Raw genomic sequence first — 18,312 nt, 5'->3', positions numbered from 1 at the left:
GTTGCCCCCTTACTCACAGGATTCGCACATCGCCACGAAGGTGCAACGCGCTCACATCGTTCGATTGGTTATGACGCTTGAGCTGCGTTGCTTCGTCACCCCTGCCAATCCCTACCATGACCGCTATCTGATGCTGTTTTTTCTACTTTCCGTTTATTCGGTTTGCTCCGCGGGCTCGCCCTGCGCCATGGCGCTCATCGCACGCCCTCGGTGAAATCGAGCGCCCGCATACGAAGGATGTTCCTGCAGCAAGCCGAGCAGCGAGCGCACCATGCCATCCATCGCGAAGCGTGCATCGAACGTGCGCCGGGCCTGCGCGCGCATCGCGTCGCGCGAGGGTTCGTCGAGCGCGCGCCATGACGCGAAGTTGCGCTGCGTGCCGGCGACCGTGTCGGGCGCGACGAAACCGGCGCCATCCTCATCGATCTCGCGCCATACGCCCACCTTGTCCGAGACCAGCGCGGGCAGCCCGCACGCCAGCGCCTCCGCTACGGACACGCCGAAATTCTCCTGGTGCGACGGCAGCACGAACACGTCGCTGGCAAAGAACGCACCCCACTTGAGGTTGCCCTGCAGCATGCCCGGCCAGCTGATGCGGTGCGTGATGCCGTGCGTCTGCGCCATCGCCTGCAGCGCGGGCTGCCAGTTGCCCTTGTCGGGGCCGGCCATCAGCAGATGCGCATCCGGCGTTTCGCGCGCATGATCGGCAAATGCCTGAACCAGCACGTCGCAGCCCTTCTTCGGGTGCAGGCGCCCGAGGAACAGCACGATGCGCTTGTTGCGCAGATGCGGCGACTCTTGCAGGAAGGCTTCACGCAACGTGTCCGGGTCCTCGCGCGGTGCATTGGTGCCGAACGGCACGACGCGCTCGTTGGCGCGGTACAGCCAGAACGAATCGCGCGCGAGCAGGCGTTCTTCTTCGGTTGTGAAGATCACGGCGGCGGCATCGCGCAGCACGCGAAAATCGGCCCACGGCCAGTAAGCCCATTTCTTCAGATGCTTGAGCGGATAAGTCGCCTTGAACCACGGGTCGAGCATGCCGTGTGTGTACACGTAGTACGGCAGCTGGGCGTGACGCAGCGCGCGCCACGCGCCGAAGCCGTGGTATTGCCAGAGGCCGTGCACGATCGCCGCGTCGAAGCGCCTTGCGTTCGCGCGCAGCCACGGCACGTAGCCGGGGCTGTATCCGTAGTGGCCGCGCCCGGGGCCCAGGGCGTGCAGCGGCAGCGGGAATTCGCGCACGTAAGGCGCGTCGATCGGGTCGAGCGAGGCCACTTCGATCTGGTGATCGAGCGCCGCCATCGCGAGGCCGCTCTGGCGCACGCCTTCAATCGGGCCGCCCGAACGGGGGTCGACCGTGGACACGAGGTGCAGGATTTTCATCGGGGCTCCGGAGTCGCGTACGTGTTGAGCGGCACCGGCGCCGCCGCGGGCGCCGTGGGTCGGAAGGCAGGCTCGCGCCCGTAGGACGGGTGCAGGCGCTGACGCTTGCGTTGCAGGTCGATGCGGTAATGAAGCTGCGAATACAGCGAGACGATGAGCCCGAGCGCGAGGCCATACACGAGGCCCGAAAAACGCGTGCCGAGCGGATTGCCGCCAATCGAAGCGCCGGGCAGCGCGGCGAGCACGAGCAGCGCCATGCTGAGCGGCATGAGCATCGGGTGACGCGGCGCAATGCGGCGCCAGCGCCTGAATGCGCGTCCGGCAACGATGAGCGCGACGATCACCGCGAGCGGCATGCAGCCGCCGAACACGATACCTTCGGCGTAGAGCTGATACACCCAGAAGTTGTGGCCCGCCACCCAGTCGCTGGTGTTGAAGTAATCGTCCTTGCTGAATGTCTGGTTCACGTACTGGTAGTAAATGGGCGAGTAGCGGTAGAGGTGGCCATACCCCTTGCCGAACAGTACCGACTCCACCGATTCGGTGACCTGGTCGTACTGGTCGCGCATCTCCGCAATACGTGTGACCGTGGTCGGGTCGCGGTCGGAGTCCGAGTTTTGCGCGGCCGTCACGCGCTGCGTCCAGTGTTCGGTGATGGACGGGAAGAGCCACGCGGTTCCCACGCCCAGCGCCACGATGAATAAAAGTGCGATGCCGGTGCGGAAGAACGATTTGATCAGATGGCTCACTGAAGGCGAGGCGAGCCACGCCGCGAACATGGCGAGCAGGACGGTCGCGATCAGCAGGCTGCGCGTGACGCTCAGCAACTCGACGATCAGCGTGGCAAGGAACACGATCACCATTGTCATGTTGAAGCGCCGGGCGACGATGAACTGGTGCAACAGCATGCCTTGCAGCGCGAGCATGGTCGGCGAGACGATGCGAAAGCGGATGTCGGCGAGCGGCCCGCCGACAGCCAGCAAGCCGAAGAAGAACGTAAACACGAGACACAGCACGTTCGCGTAGTAAAGCGCGCGCTGCAACTGCATGACGCGAATGGGGTGCCACGGGCGGCACATGGCCCAGTAGCCGAGCACAAAGAGCAGGAACGGCAGGATCACGCGCAGGTACTGGCCGACCGGATTGTGCTGCAGCACTTGAGCAATGAGGCTGCCGATGAGGCTTGCGACGAGCGCGCCCGTCACGAACGAGCGCAGCCGGATCGGACGCGCGAAGCGCGGGCCGATCATCGCGAGAATCAGCGCGCCTGCCAGGGCCGGAATGACGGCCAGCCATTGCGCGCCGTGGCCGAACTGGGAGTCAGGGGCCTTGTAGTCGAAAGCGAGAGGCACGAGGCACACCCAGAGCCACAGAACAGCATGTTTGTTTCGCATCCGCGTTTCTCCCGGTGCGGTGCATAGGGTTGCAAACGCTGCGCAAGAAATATGCGCACCAAACGCGTTGGTTCGACTCAATATAAAACGCCGCAAGCGCCTTGCGCATGCGCGTGGCGGGAAGCGGCAGGGTTGTGGCGGCAGGAAAAAAATTCTGATTTGGCGTGTGGTTTGCTCCACACACCTGGCCGAGAACGGCGGGAACTTGGCGCACGCTGCACGGCGCCAGTGTTCATGATGGGGTCGGCAGGAGTAAGTTTTCCATCGTCTGCCTTGCGCAAGAATCCGGCATGGACGAAAACGAGGGAAAGGTCATGAAGCTGCTACACGGAGTGAGTCAATCGACGAAAGGGCGCTCCGTCGAACTCGACTTCGTGCGTGGCATCGCGATCTTCGTGGTGATGGGCTTTCACTTCCACACGGTGCGCACGGGCCATCCGTGGGTGAGCGTGATCGAGTACCCGCTGAAAAGCTTCGGCCACGAAGGCGTGAATCTTTTCTTCACACTAAGCGGCTTTCTCGTGGGCGGGCTGCTGCTGCGCCAATACGCGCAAACGGGCCATATCGGCGCGCGCCGCTTCATCGTGCGGCGGATCTTCAAGATCTGGCCTGCCTACTACGTGCTCATTCTCTTTCACCTGCTGGCGGGCCGCCACCGGCCCGATACGTTCCTCTGGCAGAACCTCACGCACATGCAGAACTACTTCGGCACCTCCATTGCGCAAACGTGGAGCCTCGCAGTCGAAGAGCACTTCTATCTGTTCCTGCCCGCACTGCTGATCCTGCTCGCACACTTCCGGTTGCGCGCGAACGCCCTGATCGCCGTAATGGCCGGCCTTTGCGCGATCGTTTTGACCGCGCGTTGCATTGCGGTATCGCACGGCGATCTCGTCGGGGCGTTCAACTACACGCAGTACCGCATGGACAGCCTGCTTGTCGGCGTGATACTCGCGACGATTTACTGGATGAAGCCCGACGTCTGGCGCATGCTCGTTGCGAAGAAGCGCTGGCTGTTCGCGGCGGTGGGGCTGCTCCTCGCCTGGCTCATCTTCGCGACGCCCGATGTCGCGCTGGACGAGAGCATTGGCTACACGATTCAGGCCATCGGCTTTTGCGCGCTCATCATGCTCGTGCTCGAACATTCGGGCCGATTGCGCACGACGTGGCTGTATCGCGGGCTTGCGTGGCTCGGCGTGTATTCGTACGGCATCTACCTGTGGCATTCGCTCGCGCTCGCGCCCGGCGACTATCTGATCCACAAGGCGAGCGCGCTCGGCGTGCCGCCGCTCGCCGCCTGGCCGGTCGTGATCTTCGCGCAGTTCTTTATCGCTGCGGCGCTCGGTTATCTCACCACGCGCGCTGTCGAATTCCCGTTCCTGCGTCTGCGCGAGGCGATGTTCCCCGACTCGCGCGGGTCCGTTCCCGCCGAGCGCCCCAACACGAGCGCGGCGGATCGCAAGATCGAAGGCGTTGCGTGAGCGGGTCGAACTGATTCGGGATGCTGATTAGCTGCGGGCGTTTGCCCAGGTTCATGCCATCGCGGCCTGCAGCGTGTGCTTGAACTGCGCGAGCGTGTTGCTCGACAGGAGGTGTTCGCCCGCCGGTTGCGCGGCGCCCGGGCCTGCGCGCCAGCGCTGCGCGAGCGCATCGAGCGCGTGGGCGATCGTGGCGGGCTCGAGGTCGTCGAGGAGCGGGCCGAGCGCGCCGTCGCGGCAATACCAGCCAATCAGGCCATCCGCGCTGGCCACCACGGGCTTGCCGAAGCGGTATGCCTGCACGAGCACGCCGCTCATGCCGTAGTGCTGCTTGTAGCCCAACCACACGGCGTCGCAGGCGCAGAAGAGTTCGCGTTCCATCTCATCGGAGATGAACTGGTTGAAGATCACCGGCGCGTTCGCGAGTCGCGGTGCGTGTGCGTCGATGAACGCGCGCGTTTCGTCATCCTGCTGGCCGGCGATCACGAGGCGCGGCGCGTCGGGTTTAAGCTCAAGCGCGAGCATCAGTTCGCGAATGCCCTTGCGTTCGCCAATCGCGCCGTACACGAGCAGATAGCGCGTATGCGCATCGAGCTTCAGTTGTGTGCGCGCAAGCAGCGGGTCCATGCGCTCGATTTCGGGAAACGGGTCGGCCAGATAGCTGAGCGGCGCGGCGCCCTGGGGCTTCGTGACCGCGAACCAGTCGGGCAGCGTCGGGTCGATCGTGAAGAGTTCGCGCAGCCCGCGCGAGCACATGGCGCGGCGAAACAGCGCCGACTTGGCCATGTCGACGAAGCGCCGGCGCGGCGTGCGCAAGCCGATGCCCGCGTGATGAAACGTCATGCCCATGACGATGGCGATCCACGGAGTGTTGCCGAATGGCGAGTCGAACCCCGCGAGCGTGTAGAAGAAGTAGTCGGCATAGGGCGCCACGACGAGCCGCACATGCATCGTTTTGCTGATCTGGCGGAAGGCGCGCGCATAGAAGTTGCGAAAGCGCATATACACGCTCACGGCGAAATGCGGGCCGGGCGGAACGGTGTGCAGGTCGAGCAGCACGAGGCGCAGATCGGGCCGCGCTTCGCGCACGATGCGCTGCGCGAGCGGATGGTCCGCGTACTCCGTGTCGGTGACGACGAGGCAGCGGTGTCCGGCTTCCACGCACGCCTGCGCGATCCACTCGACGTAGCGCCAGCGGTGGCCCGTGAAGTTCGGCTCGATGATGGCGATCCAGTCGCCGCTCGCCGTTGCGCGCACGCCGGCTGGCTCGGTCACTTCGGCGTCCGGGGTGTTGGGGTCGGCATTGCGGTATCTGGCGATCGACACGTTTTCCATGCGGCAGGCCCGATGAGCATTATTACGAACAAAATAGCAGTGGTGCGCAAGCGGTATGCGCCAGATTGCAGGGCAGGGTGGCTGAAAATGCCTGGGCATATGCCGATTGATTGAGTGGGCGTGCCCCGTCCGAATCCGCCTGGTTGATGGCGCGTCGTGGCAACTGCGGCGCGGTAAGGTCCAGAACGGGTCACGAAAACGCGTTCTCAAACATGCCTGAAGGGAACTCGGAAAAAGGGCAAAAGCCCCGACTCAGGGATCGAAAACGGGAGAGGTATTTTGCGCGTCATGCGGCTGCCAGCAATACCGATCAAGGCCGGCTTCGGACCCGGCGCGGCGACCTGGGTGCTGTTGCAGCAGGTCGTCGTGCGCGGCCTCGTGGCCGTCAAGTTCCTCGTGATTGGGCGCATTCTCGGGCCGTCCGCAATCGGTCTCGCGAGCGTCGCGCTGCTCGCGGTCGCGATTGCCGAAGCGCTGTCCGACACCGGGCTCGCGCAAGCCGTGATCCAGGGCCAGTCGCCGCCCACGCGCCAGGAGGCCGGCGCCGTCTGGACCACGCTCGCCACGCGCGGCCTGCTGATCGGTGTGCTGCTCGTCGCGAGCGCGCCGCTTATGGACGCGCAGTTTCACCTGGGCGGCGCCATCGGGCTCGTGCAACTTGCCGCGCTGCTGCCGCTCTTGCGCGGACTCGCCTCGCCCGCGTATTTCATCACGCAGCGCGAGCGTCACTTCCAGCACATCGCGGCGATCGAAATCTCGTCGGCGGTGCTCGACTGCGGCTTCGGTATCGCGCTCGCACTCGCGGGTACGGGGCCGTATTCGCTGCTGCTCGGCATGATGATCGGCGAGGCCTTCAAGAGCGTCGTGACATGGATCGCGCTCTCGCCGCGTCCGCCGATCCGGCTGCGCTGGTCGGGCATCGGCCACTACGTGGGATTTAGCCGCTGGATCTGGGCGAGCAGCGTGATCATCCTCATCACCAACCAGTTCGACAAGGTCGTGGTGGGCAAGCTGCTCGGACCGACACAACTGGGCGCCTGGCAGATGTCCTCGAAGCTCGCGCAGATGCTGCTCGCCGACGCCGCGCTTGCCCTCTCGCAGTATCTGTTTCCCACGTTCGCCGCGCATCATCGCGGCGGCCCGCAATCGGCCGCGCGCCTGTTCCGGTTGTATCTCGTCGCGGCCGTGGCGGGGCTCGCGTGCGTGGTGATCGTGCTGCGCTTCGCGGCCGAGCCGCTCTTCTCGCTCGTGCTCGGCGCCGCGTGGCTGTCGGCCGTGCCGCTCTTTCGCATCTTCGTCATCAACATGGCGATCAGTGCGCTGAACTCGGTGCTCGCTTCCTATCTGCGCGCTGTTGGCGACGCGCGCGCCGTTACGGTTGCGTCGCTGCTGCAGGTCGTGGCGCTCATCGTGTCCGTGCCGCCTTCGCTGCATATGTGGGGCGTGACGGGCGTGGCATGGTCGATGACCTTCGGGCTGGCCTCGTGCGCAGCGTGGATGCTGTTGCGCGTTTCGCGGCAGAAATAAGCGGGAATTCAGGCGAGGATTCAGGCAACGTCTCAGGCGCGCAGCGCCGCTTCGACGATCTCGGCAAGCTGATGGCCAAGCGTTGGCGAGTTGAGCTGGCAGTACACCGCATGCGCGGCGGCGGCGGCTGCACGCATTTCGTCGGGCGGCATGGACCAGATGCGCCGCAGCGTGGCGGCAAGCGCTTCTGTGCCGCCTTCGCGCCCGAAGAAAAATCCCGTGCGGCCGTCCTCGACATAGCCCGGCTCCGGGCCCATATGCAGCGGCAGCCGGTCGTGCACGATGGGCGGCAGGCTCAACGCGAACATGTGCACGACGCTCAAGCCCGCCGAGCCCGGATAGCAGCCCACGCGGCAGCGCCGGCTGATGGTCGCGATCGCGTCGTCGTCGAACACCGCGCCGTACCAGACCACATAGCGGCGATCGCTGTACTTGCGCTTCAGGCGCTCGCCATGCTCGCCGTCGCCGATCACGTGCAGCGTGATGTCGTTGCCTTCGCCGTGGAGCTGGCCAACCACCTCGATGAGCGGCTCGATCTCCGAACCTTCGCGCAGCCTGCCAATGAAGAGGACGCCGCTCTCCGCGCCTGTTTTGGTGGCGGGCTCCACGCCGCACGAGACCGTGAGCGCGTTGTTCGCGACGACGAGTTTCGCGGGCGGGCAGCCGATGCCGATGAGCGAGCGCCGCGAAGCCTCGGTATAGCAAACGTAACGTACGGCGAGCGCGACCGCGAGGCGGTAGCAGACCGTGCGCATGATTCCCGCGGACTCGTGCCGATAGAGCCCCTGGCCGTGAATCAACACGGGCACGCGCATCAGGCGCCCGGCGATCAGCGCGAGCCACAGCGAGAGATACCGAACGTCTGCGAAGATCAGTACGGCGTCGGGACGTTCGAAAACGATGCGGCTCAGCACGCGGCTTTGCATGCGGATACGCCGCGAAGGCAGGCCCGCAATACTCGCGATATGCGTTTCGACGAATTCGTCGCAGGCGGGTTTCTCGCGCGAAAAGCCATTGGCTTCCACGCCCTCGGAGCACGCGAATACCTTGACGGAGAAAAGACGATTGAGCGACTCGATGACTTCAATGCGATAGCGCGCGATCAACGGCTGCACGTAGAAGACCACTGGGCGTTTGCGCCGCGCGCCGGATTCGGTTTCGCAAGCCGTTGTGTCCGGAGCGAGGATCTCGTGTTCCACTGGCTGGCTCCGACGTGTCGACGCAGTCATGTTGAGAGGATCTTTCCGGGGGATGGGTCAGTCGGTCATATTTGCGCAAATCTCTTTTAGCAGTTGTAGGCGAGTCTTATCAAAAGAGGAATCCGAAAATTGCTATTGAACGAATTTCACCTGCGAGGCTGCGCTATGGGCGATGCGTAATCGATAAAAGCACAGGGAAAGTGCAATCAATGCGAAATTAATTAACGAAAGGAAAAGCGGTAAAAGCGATGCAAATGCGCGGGCGGCGGACAACGCTCACAGAGCGAGCGCATGCATGCTCGTTCACAAACAGGTGGAATCAGTCGTTGAATAGATCGTTTCGGACAACTTGAATCCGGCCCGACTGGCAGCGCGGGGGCCTCGTGCTAACCTCGATTCGAGTCGAAACGACCACCGGAATGCGGAGAAACCGATGCCAGCGCTCGCAGCCGATGATCTCGCGTCTTCCCCGGCCCAGAACGTCACGAAGGCCGCGAAGGCGCGCATGCGCGTCGCGGTGGTGATCGCGACCAAGGGGCGGCCAACCGCTACCGCATGGGCCGTGCGTCTGCTCGCGCGGCAAACGGTGCGCCCGGATCAGATCATCCTCTCGGCGAGCAGCGCAGACGACATCGGACCTTACGATGCTAACGGTTTGCGCGTGAACGAAATCGTTGGCACAGCGGGTTCGAGCGTGCAGCGCAATCGCGCGCTCGATGCACTCGCACCGGACATCGACGTCGTGATCTTCCTCGACGACGACTTCGCGCCCGAGCGGCACTGGATCGAGCTGTGTATCGCGCTGTTCGAAAGCGACGCGAATCTCGTGGGTTTTTCGGGGCGCACCCTGCGCGACGGCGCGAATACGCAGCCCATCGCGTGGGAAGAAGCCGTCGAGCTCGTGGACGGTGCGCAAGCCGAGACGATGCGGCGTCCGCCGCTGCGGCCCTGCGTGGAACTGTATGGTTGCAACATGGCGTGCCGCGCGCAGGCTATCGCCGATTTGCGCTTCGACGAGCGTCTCGTGCTGTACGGCTGGCTGGAAGATAAAGACTTCTCGCGGCGCCTCGCGCGCCGTGGCGGGATCGTGTACTGCGACTATCTGCTGGGCGTCCACCTCGGGCTGCGAGGCGGCCGCGTGTCGGGCCGGCGCTTCGGCTATTCGCAGGTGGTCAACGCCATGTACCTGTGCAACAAGGGCGTGATGTCGCGCAAGGAGGCGACCAGCAACATCCTGCGCGCGCTGAGCATGAACTGCGTGAAGTCGGTGCGCCCGGAGGCGCATCTCGACCGGCGCGGCAGGCTCATCGGCAACGTGATCGGGATTGCCGATCTGTGCATCGGCGCAGTGCGGCCCGAGCGCGCAGCGCGGTTGTGAACTCACGCGCAGCGCGGCTTTGAGCGTCCGCACCGCGCGCTTCACACGCTATCGCGCTCAGTTGCCCGAGCCGCGCGCGATGCGGCGCTGCTTGACCGCTTGCGCGAGCCCTTCGAGCACGCCCACGCTTTCGTCCCAGCCAATGCACGCATCGGTGATGCTCTGGCCGTAGGTCAGCTCGCAGCCTTCCTTGAGGTCCTGGCGGCCTGCCACGAGGTGCGACTCCACCATCACACCGACGATGCGCTCGTCGCCCGACGCCACCTGGCGGCCAATATCGGCGCACACGGGAATCTGGTTCTCGTGCTTCTTCGAGCTGTTGGCGTGGCTCGCGTCGATCATGAGGCGCGCGGCGAGACCCGCCTTGCCGATGTCGCTGCAGGCGGCGTTCACGCTCTCCGCGTCGTAGTTCGGCGTCTTGCCGCCGCGCAGAATCACATGGCAGTCCTCATTGCCTGCGGTCGAGACGATCGCCGAGTGGCCGCCCTTCGTGACCGACAGGAAATGGTGCGGCTGCGAAGCGGCCTTGATCGCGTCCACGGCGATCTTCACGTTGCCGTCCGTGCCGTTCTTGAAGCCCACCGGGCACGACAGCCCCGAAGCCAGCTCGCGGTGCACCTGCGATTCCGTTGTGCGCGCACCGATCGCGCCCCACGAGATCAGGTCGGCGATGTACTGCGGGCTGATCATGTCGAGGTATTCGGTGCCGGCGGGCAGGCCCAGTTCGTTGATCGAGACGAGCAGCTCGCGCGCGGTGCGCAGACCGTCGTTGATCTTGAAGCTGTTGTCGAGGAACGGGTCGTTGATGAGGCCCTTCCAGCCCACCGTCGTGCGCGGCTTCTCGAAGTACACGCGCATCACGATTTCGAGCTCGTTGGAAAAGCGCTTGCGTTGCTCGACGAGCTTCTTCGCGTAGTCGACCGCGGCCTTGGTGTCGTGAATCGAGCAAGGCCCGATGATGACGATCAGGCGGTCGTCCATGCCGTGCAGGATGCGGTGCATGGCGCGGCGCGATTCGAAGATCAGCGTGGAGGCGGCTTCCGAGCACGGGAATTCGCGGATCAGGTGAGCGGGCGGCGTGAGTTCCTTGAGTTCGCGAATGCGGACATCGTCGGTGTTGTGCGGGGGCATGTCGTTTTCTCCTGATCCTGTACGTAGCGTGCGTCGCGTGGACGGTGCTTCAAAAAATCGGTTAGATGAAGTTAAGGCTCTGGGCTAAGGGCGAAAAAAAACCGCCAGGCTTGGCTGGCGGTTTCTCGTGTGTTCGGGGTCCTGCGCGTACTATCAACCCTCTCGATCCGCCAGCGGTCTGAGATACCAAAAGAAGTAAAAGTAAAACTTCGTGGCGAACATGGCGGTGGGTGTCTGAACGTTCGTGACTTCGGTTCGTTACGTCGAAAGGTTGATTGCCTTTATAACCCGCGCTTCTCGTGGCTGGCAAGCGGGGTGCGGCAAAAAAGCGGACTATCTGCGAAAAAAATGGCTCATGCGCAGGAAATCCGCACGGCGATGCGGAAATTCCGCATCGCCGTGCATGGAGTGCGCGTGGACGACGGCCTTAAACCGTGCCGCCGACCGTCATGCGGTCGATACGCAGCGTAGGCTGGCCCACGCCCACCGGCACGCTCTGACCCTCCTTGCCGCACACGCCCACGCCCGAGTCCAGACGCATGTCGTTGCCGATCATGCTCACGTACTTGAGCGATTCCGGGCCGCTGCCAATGAGCGTTGCACCCTTCACGGGGTAGGTGATCTTGCCGTTCTCGATCATGTAGGCCTCGGAGGCCGAGAACACGAACTTGCCGTTCGTGATGTCGACCTGGCCGCCGCCGAAGTTCACGGCATAAAGGCCGTTCTTCACCGAGCCGATGATTTCCTGCGGGTCCTTGTCGCCGTTGAGCATGTACGTGTTGGTCATGCGCGGCATCGGCAGCGCCGCGTACGACTCGCGGCGCGCATTGCCCGTGACGGGCATCTTCATGAGCCGCGCATTCAGCGAGTCCTGAATGTAGCCCTTGAGAATGCCGTCTTCGATCAGCGTCGTGCACTGCGTGGGGTTGCCTTCGTCGTCGATGTTCAGCGAGCCGCGGCGGTTGGGCAGCGTGCCGTCGTCCACCACGGTCACGCCCTTGGCGGCCACGCGCTCGCCAATCCGCCCCGCGAACGCCGACGAGCCCTTGCGGTTGAAGTCGCCTTCGAGACCGTGGCCGATCGCCTCGTGCAGCAGCACGCCGGGCCAGCCCGGGCCGAGCACGACGGTCATCGCACCGGCCGGCGCCGGGCGCGCTTCGAGGTTCACGAGCGCCGCGTGCACGGCGTCGTCCACGTACTTCGACAGAATGTCGTCGGTGAAATAGGCGTAGTCGTAGCGGCCGCCGCCGCCGCCGTTGCCGATCTCGCGGCGGCCGTTCTGCTCGGCGATCACCGTGACCGAAACGCGCACGAGCGGGCGGATGTCGGCGGCGAGCGCGCCGTCGCTGCGCGCAACGAGCACCACGTCGTACTCGCCCGCGAGCGCGGCCATGACCTGGGTGATGCGCGGGTCGCGCCCACGCGCCATCTCTTCGATGCGCTCAAGCAGCTTCACCTTTTCGGTGGCGTCGAGCGAGGAGAGCGGGTCGGACGGCAGATACAGATCGCGGCCCGCAATGCCGGTGAGCGACTTCGCCACCTGGATCTTCTGTTTGCCGCCGCCGGCCTTGGCGATCGAGCGCGTGGCAATGGCCGCCTGGCGGATCGCTTCGGGCGAGAGGTCGTCAGAGTAGGCGAAAGCGGTGCGCTCGCCGGACACGGCGCGCACGCCGACGCCCTGGTCGATGCTGAAGCTGCCCGACTTGACGATGCCTTCCTCGAGGCTCCATGCCTCGCTGCGCGTGGTCTGGAAGTAGAGGTCGGCGTAGTCGATGCGGTGCGTGAAGATCTCGCCGAGCGTGCGCGTGAGCACTGCCTCGTCGAGGCCGTAAGGCGTAAGGAGCAGGTCCTTCGCGGTCGCCAGATTGCGGATGCCGGGTTCGATGATGTTCATGCGCTCTTTGGGATCAATCGATGAGTCTGTCAATGGAGATTCGGGCGCGGTGCTGCGAAATCAAGCGCCTGAATGGGGAATTCGTGTGCACTGCGCGTGGGGTTCATTCGCGTGGTGCGCGTCACGCGCAGTCGAGCACGCGGTGCCGCCATGCGGGCAGGCTCGCCCGCACGCTGGCGATGCGTTCGAGGTCGATGTCGCCGGCCACCACCCCCGCGCCTTCGTCGCGTACCGCGACGATCTCGCCCCACGGGTCGATCAGCACGCTGTGGCCCCAGGTGCGCCGGCCGTTCTCGTGCTTGCCGCCTTGCGCCGCGGCGAGCACGTAGCACTGGTTCTCGATCGCACGGGCGCGCAGCAGGATTTCCCAGTGCGCGCGGCCGGTGGTGTAAGTGAACGCAGAGGGCACGACCATCAGTGCGCAGTCGCCCATGCGCCGGTACAGCTCGGGAAAGCGCAGATCGTAGCAGACCGAAAGGCCGACACGGCCGAACGGCGCCTCGAACGTGCGCACCTCGGCGCCGGGCCGGATCGTGCGCGCTTCGTCGAATGATTCGGCGCCTTTTTCGAAGTTGAAGAGGTGGATCTTGTCGTAGCGCGCACGTTCCTCGCCGCTCGGGTCGAACACGAGCGTGGTGTTGAGCACACGCGTGTCTTCGGGCGCTTTCAGCGGCAAGGTGCCGCCGATCACCCACACGCCATGGCGCTTCGCCGCATCGGCGAGAAAGCGCTGAATGGGCCCGTCGCCGTACGGCTCGCGGATGGCGAGCTTGTCGCTGTCCTTGTGACCCATGAAGCAAAAATATTCGGGCAGCAACACGAGGCGCGCGCCTGCGGCGGCGGCCTCGGCGATCAGCTTGTCGGCTTCGGCGAGATTGCGCTCACGATCGGGCGTGCTGACCATCTGCAGCGCGGCGACGCGAAACGGGTCGAGAGGGGGAGCGCTCATCGGCAAGTCGTGAATGGGTTCGGGGTGCATGGGGCGCATGCTGCGCGCCCGCGGCGCGGCCCGGTAGTGCTCAATTCAGTGCGCAATTCAGTGCACGGTGGCCGGCGTCTGCGCGTCCATCTTACCCTGATCGCCATGCAGCCGCTCGACGTGCGGTTTGGCCCACGGGCCCGTGATCGCGAAGTCCATCGCGAACGCGTGCTCGAGCGTATGCGAGAGCACGACGTCGCCGATCAGCGCGCCGAGGCCGAAGAGCGGATTGATGATGGTCGCCGCGACCACGCCCGCGCCCGCGCTGACCGTCGGCACCACGTGTACGCGCAGGTCCTGGGTTTCGTGCGCCAGGTCCACGCTGCCCATCATCGTCGCGCGCCCGGGGGCGGTCACGAGCTTGAAGTCGTTGGTGCTGCCAATGCCGTTATGGATTTGCGCGGTGGCCGTCGCGCTCGTGAACGGCAAGCCTTCGCCGATGATGTCGCGGAAGTCCATTGTCGCGAAGCGCGCGAGGCTTTGCAGGCTCAGCACGCCGAGCAGTCTCGCCACGCCCGGATCGACCTTGAGGATCTGGCCGTGGTGCAGGTCGAGCGTGAGGTTGCCGTTGAGCGACGGGAAGTCGATTTTCGTGGGGCCGCCTTGCCACTCCAGGTTGCCCGAGAGTGTGCCCGAGCCGCTCTTGAGCACGTGCGGCCTGCCGGCGCGTACGAGCAGCGCGCCGGCGTCCTTGATGTCGAGATGGAAGTCGAGCGCGGTGCGGCGCGGCGTTTGCATGCCGGCGGCGGCCGAGTCGTCGCCGGCGGCCGTGTCGCCCACCGCGCGCCAGTTTTCCGTGGCGGTGAGGTGCGCATCCGGGTTGCTGATGTCGAGCTGGTCGAGCTGCCAGACAGGCACGCCGTTGTCGTCGAAGTTGTGCGCGTTCACCTGCAGGCGGCCGAGATCGCGCTCGCGCACGATGAGCTGGTTCACGACGAGGTCGATCGACGGCATGTTCTGCGCCGGCTGCGACATCGCCTGGCCGAGCAGGTCGTTTTCGGTGGCGGCGGGCACGGTGAGCCGGGCGAGTCGCGCTTCGAGCGTGCCGGGCGCGCCCGGCACGGCGCCCGGCTTCCACGAGACGTGGCCGGAGACCTGGTTGGAGGCGACGTTCGCCTGCCATTCGTTGCCGCGCTCGCCGGTGCGCGACGCGCCGAGCACGACGTTCTCCCAGTGGCGCTTGAGCAGCGTGAGCGTGCCGACGTGGACGGCGAAGCGCGACGGCAGGAACTGGCCGACCGCGCTGCTGGGGGCGAGCGGGGACGAGGCGGCGGTGGGTGCGGCTGCCGCTGCCGCCGTGGCCGATGCCGGGTTTTGCGGCGCGGCAGCGGGGTTGACCGCCGCAGCTTCGGCGCCTGCGGAAGCGGCTGAGGCTGCGGAGGCAGCCTCAGCCGCGGCGTTTTGAGCTTGCCTTTCTGCTGCCCTTTCTGCCGCGGTTCGCGGCGGAGGCACCGGCGTGGCCGCTGCGCGCGCAGGCGTCGAGCCCTGGGCTTGTGCTGCCGCCGTGCCGCGCATCTGCTGCACCACGGCGCGCCAGGCGTCGGCGTCGAAGGTGGGCAGATCGACGGCGGCGGTCACGCCTTCCGAGGGCAGATCGGCCGGTCGGTTCATACCGATCGCACCGCGCACCACTTCGGGCATGCGGCCCGGATGGCGGCGCATCACGTAACGCGCGGCAAGCGGCCCGAGCGTGAGCTCTGCATGTTCGAACGCGGCGTCGTCGGCCTTGGCGTCGGCGCTGCTGGCAGACTCCGCGCTCGTGCCCGTGCCCGGCTGCAGTTCGAAGTCCAGCGGCATCGGCGTGCCGGCCGCCTTGCCGAACGGCGCGGGGAGGTCGAGCGCGAGGCCGGTGAGATCGGCGTTGGCCTTCACGTCGGGCAGGCGGCCGCGCTGCCCGGCCACAGAAAGCGAGTAGGGCGCCGCGCCCGAAAGGCGTCCGACTGCCGCCGCCGCCATGCCGTGCAGGTTCAGGCCACGCGCGGCATCGACCGCCACGTCGCCCGCCACGTTCACTGCATAGTGCCCGTCGTCGCGCATTGCGCCGCTTGCGCGCAGGTCGCCGCCGAGAAAGCGCGCCGTGAGCCGGTCGACATTGGCGGTGTGAGTCGTGAAGCGCACCCGGCCGGTGAGGTTCGAGACCGGCGGCACGTTCTTCGCCGTGAGCGTGTTGTTCTCGAAGCCGATGGCGCCCGCGACCAGCACCTTCGGCATTGGATGGCGCGGGATCGTGAGCTTGAGCGCGAGCGTGGACTGCCCTTGCGCTTGCACCTTCGCGGTGGCGTGCTTCGCCATGTAGCCGATCGAGCTGTTGTCCGCGTAGTCGAGCAGGTCCGCGAGCGGACCGCGCCCGCTGCCCTCGATCACGATATCCGAGCCCTTGATGCCGAGTTCCTCGATGCGCCCGCTTACGTTGCGCAGCACGAAGTTGCGATAGTGGCCGCGATCGACGTCGAAGCGCAGCTTGTTCTCATGCAGCTTGAAGATGCCGTCGATGCCGTCGAAGGCTGGCCAGACGTTCGGCGCGCCGTTGCGCATCTTGCGCGGCGGGAACGGCGACGGGTCGAAGCGCCCGCCCGTGAACGGCGCGACGATGCGGAACTGGCCCGCGTCGGGGTCGCGCGAATAGGGGAATTTGGTGAGGTCGCCGTGGATCTCGATCGTGCCGCCCTTCGACATGCCCGCCTGCAGCCCGTGGCCGAGATAGATGCGCGTCTTTTCGCTGATGGCGGTCGGCAGGTAACGCGGGATCGCCTTGACCTTGGCCTCGTCGAAGTGCGCGACGAGGTCGAGCGAACCGCGCCCCTTGCCGGGATTCGTGTAGTGCGCGGTCATTTTCGCGCGTGCGTCGGCGTTCTCCACGCCGAGGTTCGCAACGTCGACGGTGAACGACTTCAGCCGGTTGCCGGGCTCGCGCTCGGCGGCCACAGTCCATTTAGCCGCGCCGTAGAGCCGGTCGAACGTGAGGCGCGGATTGTCGAACACGCCGGGCAGCGTGATGGCCACCTGGTTCGTGTCGAGGTCGATGGTGCCGTGCGACTCGTCGGCGTCGATGTGCCCCCAGAGGTTCTCGACCCCCGGCAGGCCCGCGCGCGGGTGGCCGCGCGGCGTGAGGCCCGGCCCCGGCTCCTGCGCGTTCACGCTGATGCCTTGCAGGTCGCCCTTGAAGCGATAGTGCGTGACCGGCTCGACGCTCGTGGAGCGTTGCTCGGCGGCCGCTTCGCCCGACTCGGGTTTCGCGCGCTCGAGGGAGAGGTCGTAGTTCGCCACCAGCCCGCGCGGGTCAAAGCGCACGAGCGCGCCCTGCACGCGCCCGGGCAGCGGCAGCGCGCGCATGAACTCGGCGAGGATGCCGAGATCGATGCGGTCGCCTCGCACGCTCATCAGCTGGCCGTGCTGGAGCGTTTGCTGGCGAAAGCGCGCGTCGAGCGTGGTGAGCGCGAGCGAGCGCGTGAGCGGCGTGCCGTCGTCGAGGGGCGGCTGGCCGAGTTCGGCGTGGAAGTCGCGCAGCTTGAGCGCGTAGTCGCCGGGCTCAATCCCGATGCTCCACTGAAAACTCGCGACCGGCAGGTCGAGCAGCGGCTGCGTGGGCCGCGTGCGCAGCGAAACATTCGTGCCTTCGAGCGCGCCGCTCGCTTCGAGAATGCGCCCGTTCGAGAAGTGCGCCCAGATCGCGTTGTCGATGCGCCCGCCGTAGGTGGCGATCGGGATGTTGATGTAGCGCGAGAGCGTGGGCAGGTCAACGGGGCCGGTCGAGAGATAGGTGTCGCCGGTCCAGCTGATCGGTTTGCCGGCCTGCGCGTTGCGCGCGTGCCTGAAGTGCGCGCGGAAGTCGAGCGGGCCGTGCAGCACGGTGCCCTCGGCCGGCGCCTGGAGCGCGACGCGGTGATCGTAACCGTCGTTGAGGATCGCAAGGCGAATGTGCGAGAGCGCGAGGTCGGGCACGTCGCGCGTGGCGTCGTGCCAGCGCAGCGTGCCGCCGCGCAGCACGATGGCCTCCTGGCGCATGAGCCAGGTCGTGAAGGTGGCGTTGCCCGTGTGTGCGGTGGGCACCGGCACGCCCGCCACGGTGAGGGTGCCGTCGTCTTCGCGCGCGATGTGCACATCGGGCTGCTCGACCACGATGCTCGACAGCAGCGGTTCGAACAGCACGACCGAGCGCCATGACACCGAGGCCGTGGCATGCGGCACGTCGAGCGCGACGTTGCCGTGGCGGTCGCGAATCGTCAGATCGCTGATGTCGATGCCGGGCTGGAAGCCCGACCAATGCGGCGCGAGCTTGCCGATGCGGAATTCGGCGTGAATCTTCGAGGAGACGAGCTGCTCGATACGCGGACGGAAGTTGTCCACGTACGGCAGCACGACGTAGCGCAGCCCGAGCAGCAGGACCGAGACGATGAAATACAGGACGAGCGCGATGATCGCCAGCACGCGCAGCGTGTGGCGCAGGACCGGGTGATGATGGTGCGGGCCCCCGGGCTCCGTAGCCTGGCTGGCATGTCCAGATTGGGGTAGGCCGGCGTGATCGTTTCGCTCGGACATGCTGCGGCGGGTGGGGTATGGTAGCGTTGCGTTCTAACGACGAAATGTATCACAGAGGGCCGTCAAAACGCCCATCCG

The 18,312-nt window shown here is 65.8% G+C and carries 11 protein-coding genes; 3 read left to right on the top strand and 8 right to left on the bottom strand.

Annotated features, from left to right (window positions below; translation table 11 throughout):
• Nucleotides 1-153 precede the first annotated feature (153 nt).
• Nucleotides 154-1,383, bottom strand: coding sequence for a glycosyltransferase (locus U5A57_RS18525; protein WP_321913127.1), 1,230 nt, complete (start codon nucleotides 1,381-1,383; stop codon nucleotides 154-156).
• Complete coding sequence (locus U5A57_RS18520; protein ID WP_321913126.1) at nucleotides 1,380-2,777, bottom strand: sulfite exporter TauE/SafE family protein; 1,398 nt, start codon at nucleotides 2,775-2,777, stop codon at nucleotides 1,380-1,382. The genes U5A57_RS18525 and U5A57_RS18520 overlap by 4 nt, the downstream gene beginning before the upstream one ends.
• 314 nt (nucleotides 2,778-3,091) lie before the next feature.
• On the opposite strand from U5A57_RS18520, the gene U5A57_RS18515 reads away from it, so the two are divergent.
• Nucleotides 3,092-4,255 (top strand): acyltransferase, encoded by a 1,164-nt coding sequence (locus U5A57_RS18515; protein WP_321913125.1) that lies wholly within the window; start codon nucleotides 3,092-3,094, stop codon nucleotides 4,253-4,255.
• Between the two features lie 51 nt (nucleotides 4,256-4,306).
• Here U5A57_RS18515 and U5A57_RS18510 read toward each other — a convergent pair whose 3' ends face one another.
• Nucleotides 4,307-5,587 (bottom strand): glycosyltransferase, encoded by a 1,281-nt coding sequence (locus U5A57_RS18510; protein ID WP_415774643.1) that lies wholly within the window; start codon nucleotides 5,585-5,587, stop codon nucleotides 4,307-4,309.
• Between the two features lie 279 nt (nucleotides 5,588-5,866).
• Between U5A57_RS18510 and U5A57_RS18505 the strand changes: the two genes are divergently transcribed.
• A complete protein-coding gene (locus U5A57_RS18505) occupies nucleotides 5,867-7,114 on the top strand; it encodes an oligosaccharide flippase family protein (RefSeq protein ID WP_321913123.1) in 1,248 nt (415 codons plus the stop codon).
• 32 nt (nucleotides 7,115-7,146) lie between these two features.
• Here U5A57_RS18505 and U5A57_RS18500 read toward each other — a convergent pair whose 3' ends face one another.
• Nucleotides 7,147-8,313, bottom strand: coding sequence for a glycosyltransferase (locus U5A57_RS18500; protein ID WP_321913122.1), 1,167 nt, complete (start codon nucleotides 8,311-8,313; stop codon nucleotides 7,147-7,149).
• A gap of 433 nt (nucleotides 8,314-8,746) precedes the next feature.
• On the opposite strand from U5A57_RS18500, the gene U5A57_RS18495 reads away from it, so the two are divergent.
• Nucleotides 8,747-9,691, top strand: a complete 945-nt coding sequence (locus U5A57_RS18495; RefSeq protein WP_321913121.1) for a glycosyltransferase family 2 protein — start codon at nucleotides 8,747-8,749, stop codon at nucleotides 9,689-9,691.
• 57 nt (nucleotides 9,692-9,748) lie between these two features.
• On the opposite strand, the gene aroG is transcribed toward U5A57_RS18495, so the two are convergent.
• The 4 genes from aroG to U5A57_RS18475 form a co-directional block, all read right to left on the bottom strand.
• On the bottom strand, nucleotides 9,749-10,822 hold the full coding sequence (gene aroG / locus U5A57_RS18490) for a 3-deoxy-7-phosphoheptulonate synthase AroG (RefSeq protein ID WP_321913120.1): 1,074 nt from the start codon (nucleotides 10,820-10,822) through the stop codon (nucleotides 9,749-9,751).
• A 427-nt stretch (nucleotides 10,823-11,249) separates the two neighbouring features.
• Complete coding sequence (tldD, locus tag U5A57_RS18485; protein WP_321913119.1) at nucleotides 11,250-12,716, bottom strand: metalloprotease TldD; 1,467 nt, start codon at nucleotides 12,714-12,716, stop codon at nucleotides 11,250-11,252.
• 121 nt (nucleotides 12,717-12,837) lie between these two features.
• Complete coding sequence (locus U5A57_RS18480) at nucleotides 12,838-13,665, bottom strand: carbon-nitrogen hydrolase family protein (RefSeq protein ID WP_321913118.1); 828 nt, start codon at nucleotides 13,663-13,665, stop codon at nucleotides 12,838-12,840.
• Between the two features lie 87 nt (nucleotides 13,666-13,752).
• Entirely contained in the window at nucleotides 13,753-18,234 is a 4,482-nt protein-coding gene (locus U5A57_RS18475; RefSeq protein ID WP_321913117.1) for a YhdP family protein, read from the bottom strand.
• Between the last annotated feature and the right edge of the window lie 78 nt (nucleotides 18,235-18,312).

The sequence above is a fragment of the Paraburkholderia sp. J11-2 genome, assembly GCF_905220185.1.
Lineage (GTDB): Bacteria > Pseudomonadota > Gammaproteobacteria > Burkholderiales > Burkholderiaceae > Paraburkholderia.
This window is presented reverse-complemented; position numbering and strand designations above follow the sequence as displayed.

Excerpts from the sequence above, each read along its gene's own strand:
- tldD (WP_321913119.1), bottom strand. The coding sequence starts at position 12,716 with ATGAACATCATCGAACCCGGCATCCGCAATCTGGCGACCGCGAAGGAC.
- aroG (WP_321913120.1), bottom strand. The coding sequence starts at position 10,822 with ATGCCCCCGCACAACACCGACGATGTCCGCATTCGCGAACTCAAGGAA.
- U5A57_RS18495 (WP_321913121.1), top strand. The coding sequence starts at position 8,747 with ATGCCAGCGCTCGCAGCCGATGATCTCGCGTCTTCCCCGGCCCAGAAC.
- U5A57_RS18510 (WP_415774643.1), bottom strand. The coding sequence starts at position 5,587 with ATGGAAAACGTGTCGATCGCCAGATACCGCAATGCCGACCCCAACACC.
- U5A57_RS18525 (WP_321913127.1), bottom strand. The coding sequence starts at position 1,383 with ATGAAAATCCTGCACCTCGTGTCCACGGTCGACCCCCGTTCGGGCGGC.
- U5A57_RS18475 (WP_321913117.1), bottom strand. The coding sequence starts at position 18,234 with ATGTCCGAGCGAAACGATCACGCCGGCCTACCCCAATCTGGACATGCC.
- U5A57_RS18480 (WP_321913118.1), bottom strand. The coding sequence starts at position 13,665 with ATGAGCGCTCCCCCTCTCGACCCGTTTCGCGTCGCCGCGCTGCAGATG.
- U5A57_RS18520 (WP_321913126.1), bottom strand. The coding sequence starts at position 2,777 with ATGCGAAACAAACATGCTGTTCTGTGGCTCTGGGTGTGCCTCGTGCCT.
- U5A57_RS18515 (WP_321913125.1), top strand. The coding sequence starts at position 3,092 with ATGAAGCTGCTACACGGAGTGAGTCAATCGACGAAAGGGCGCTCCGTC.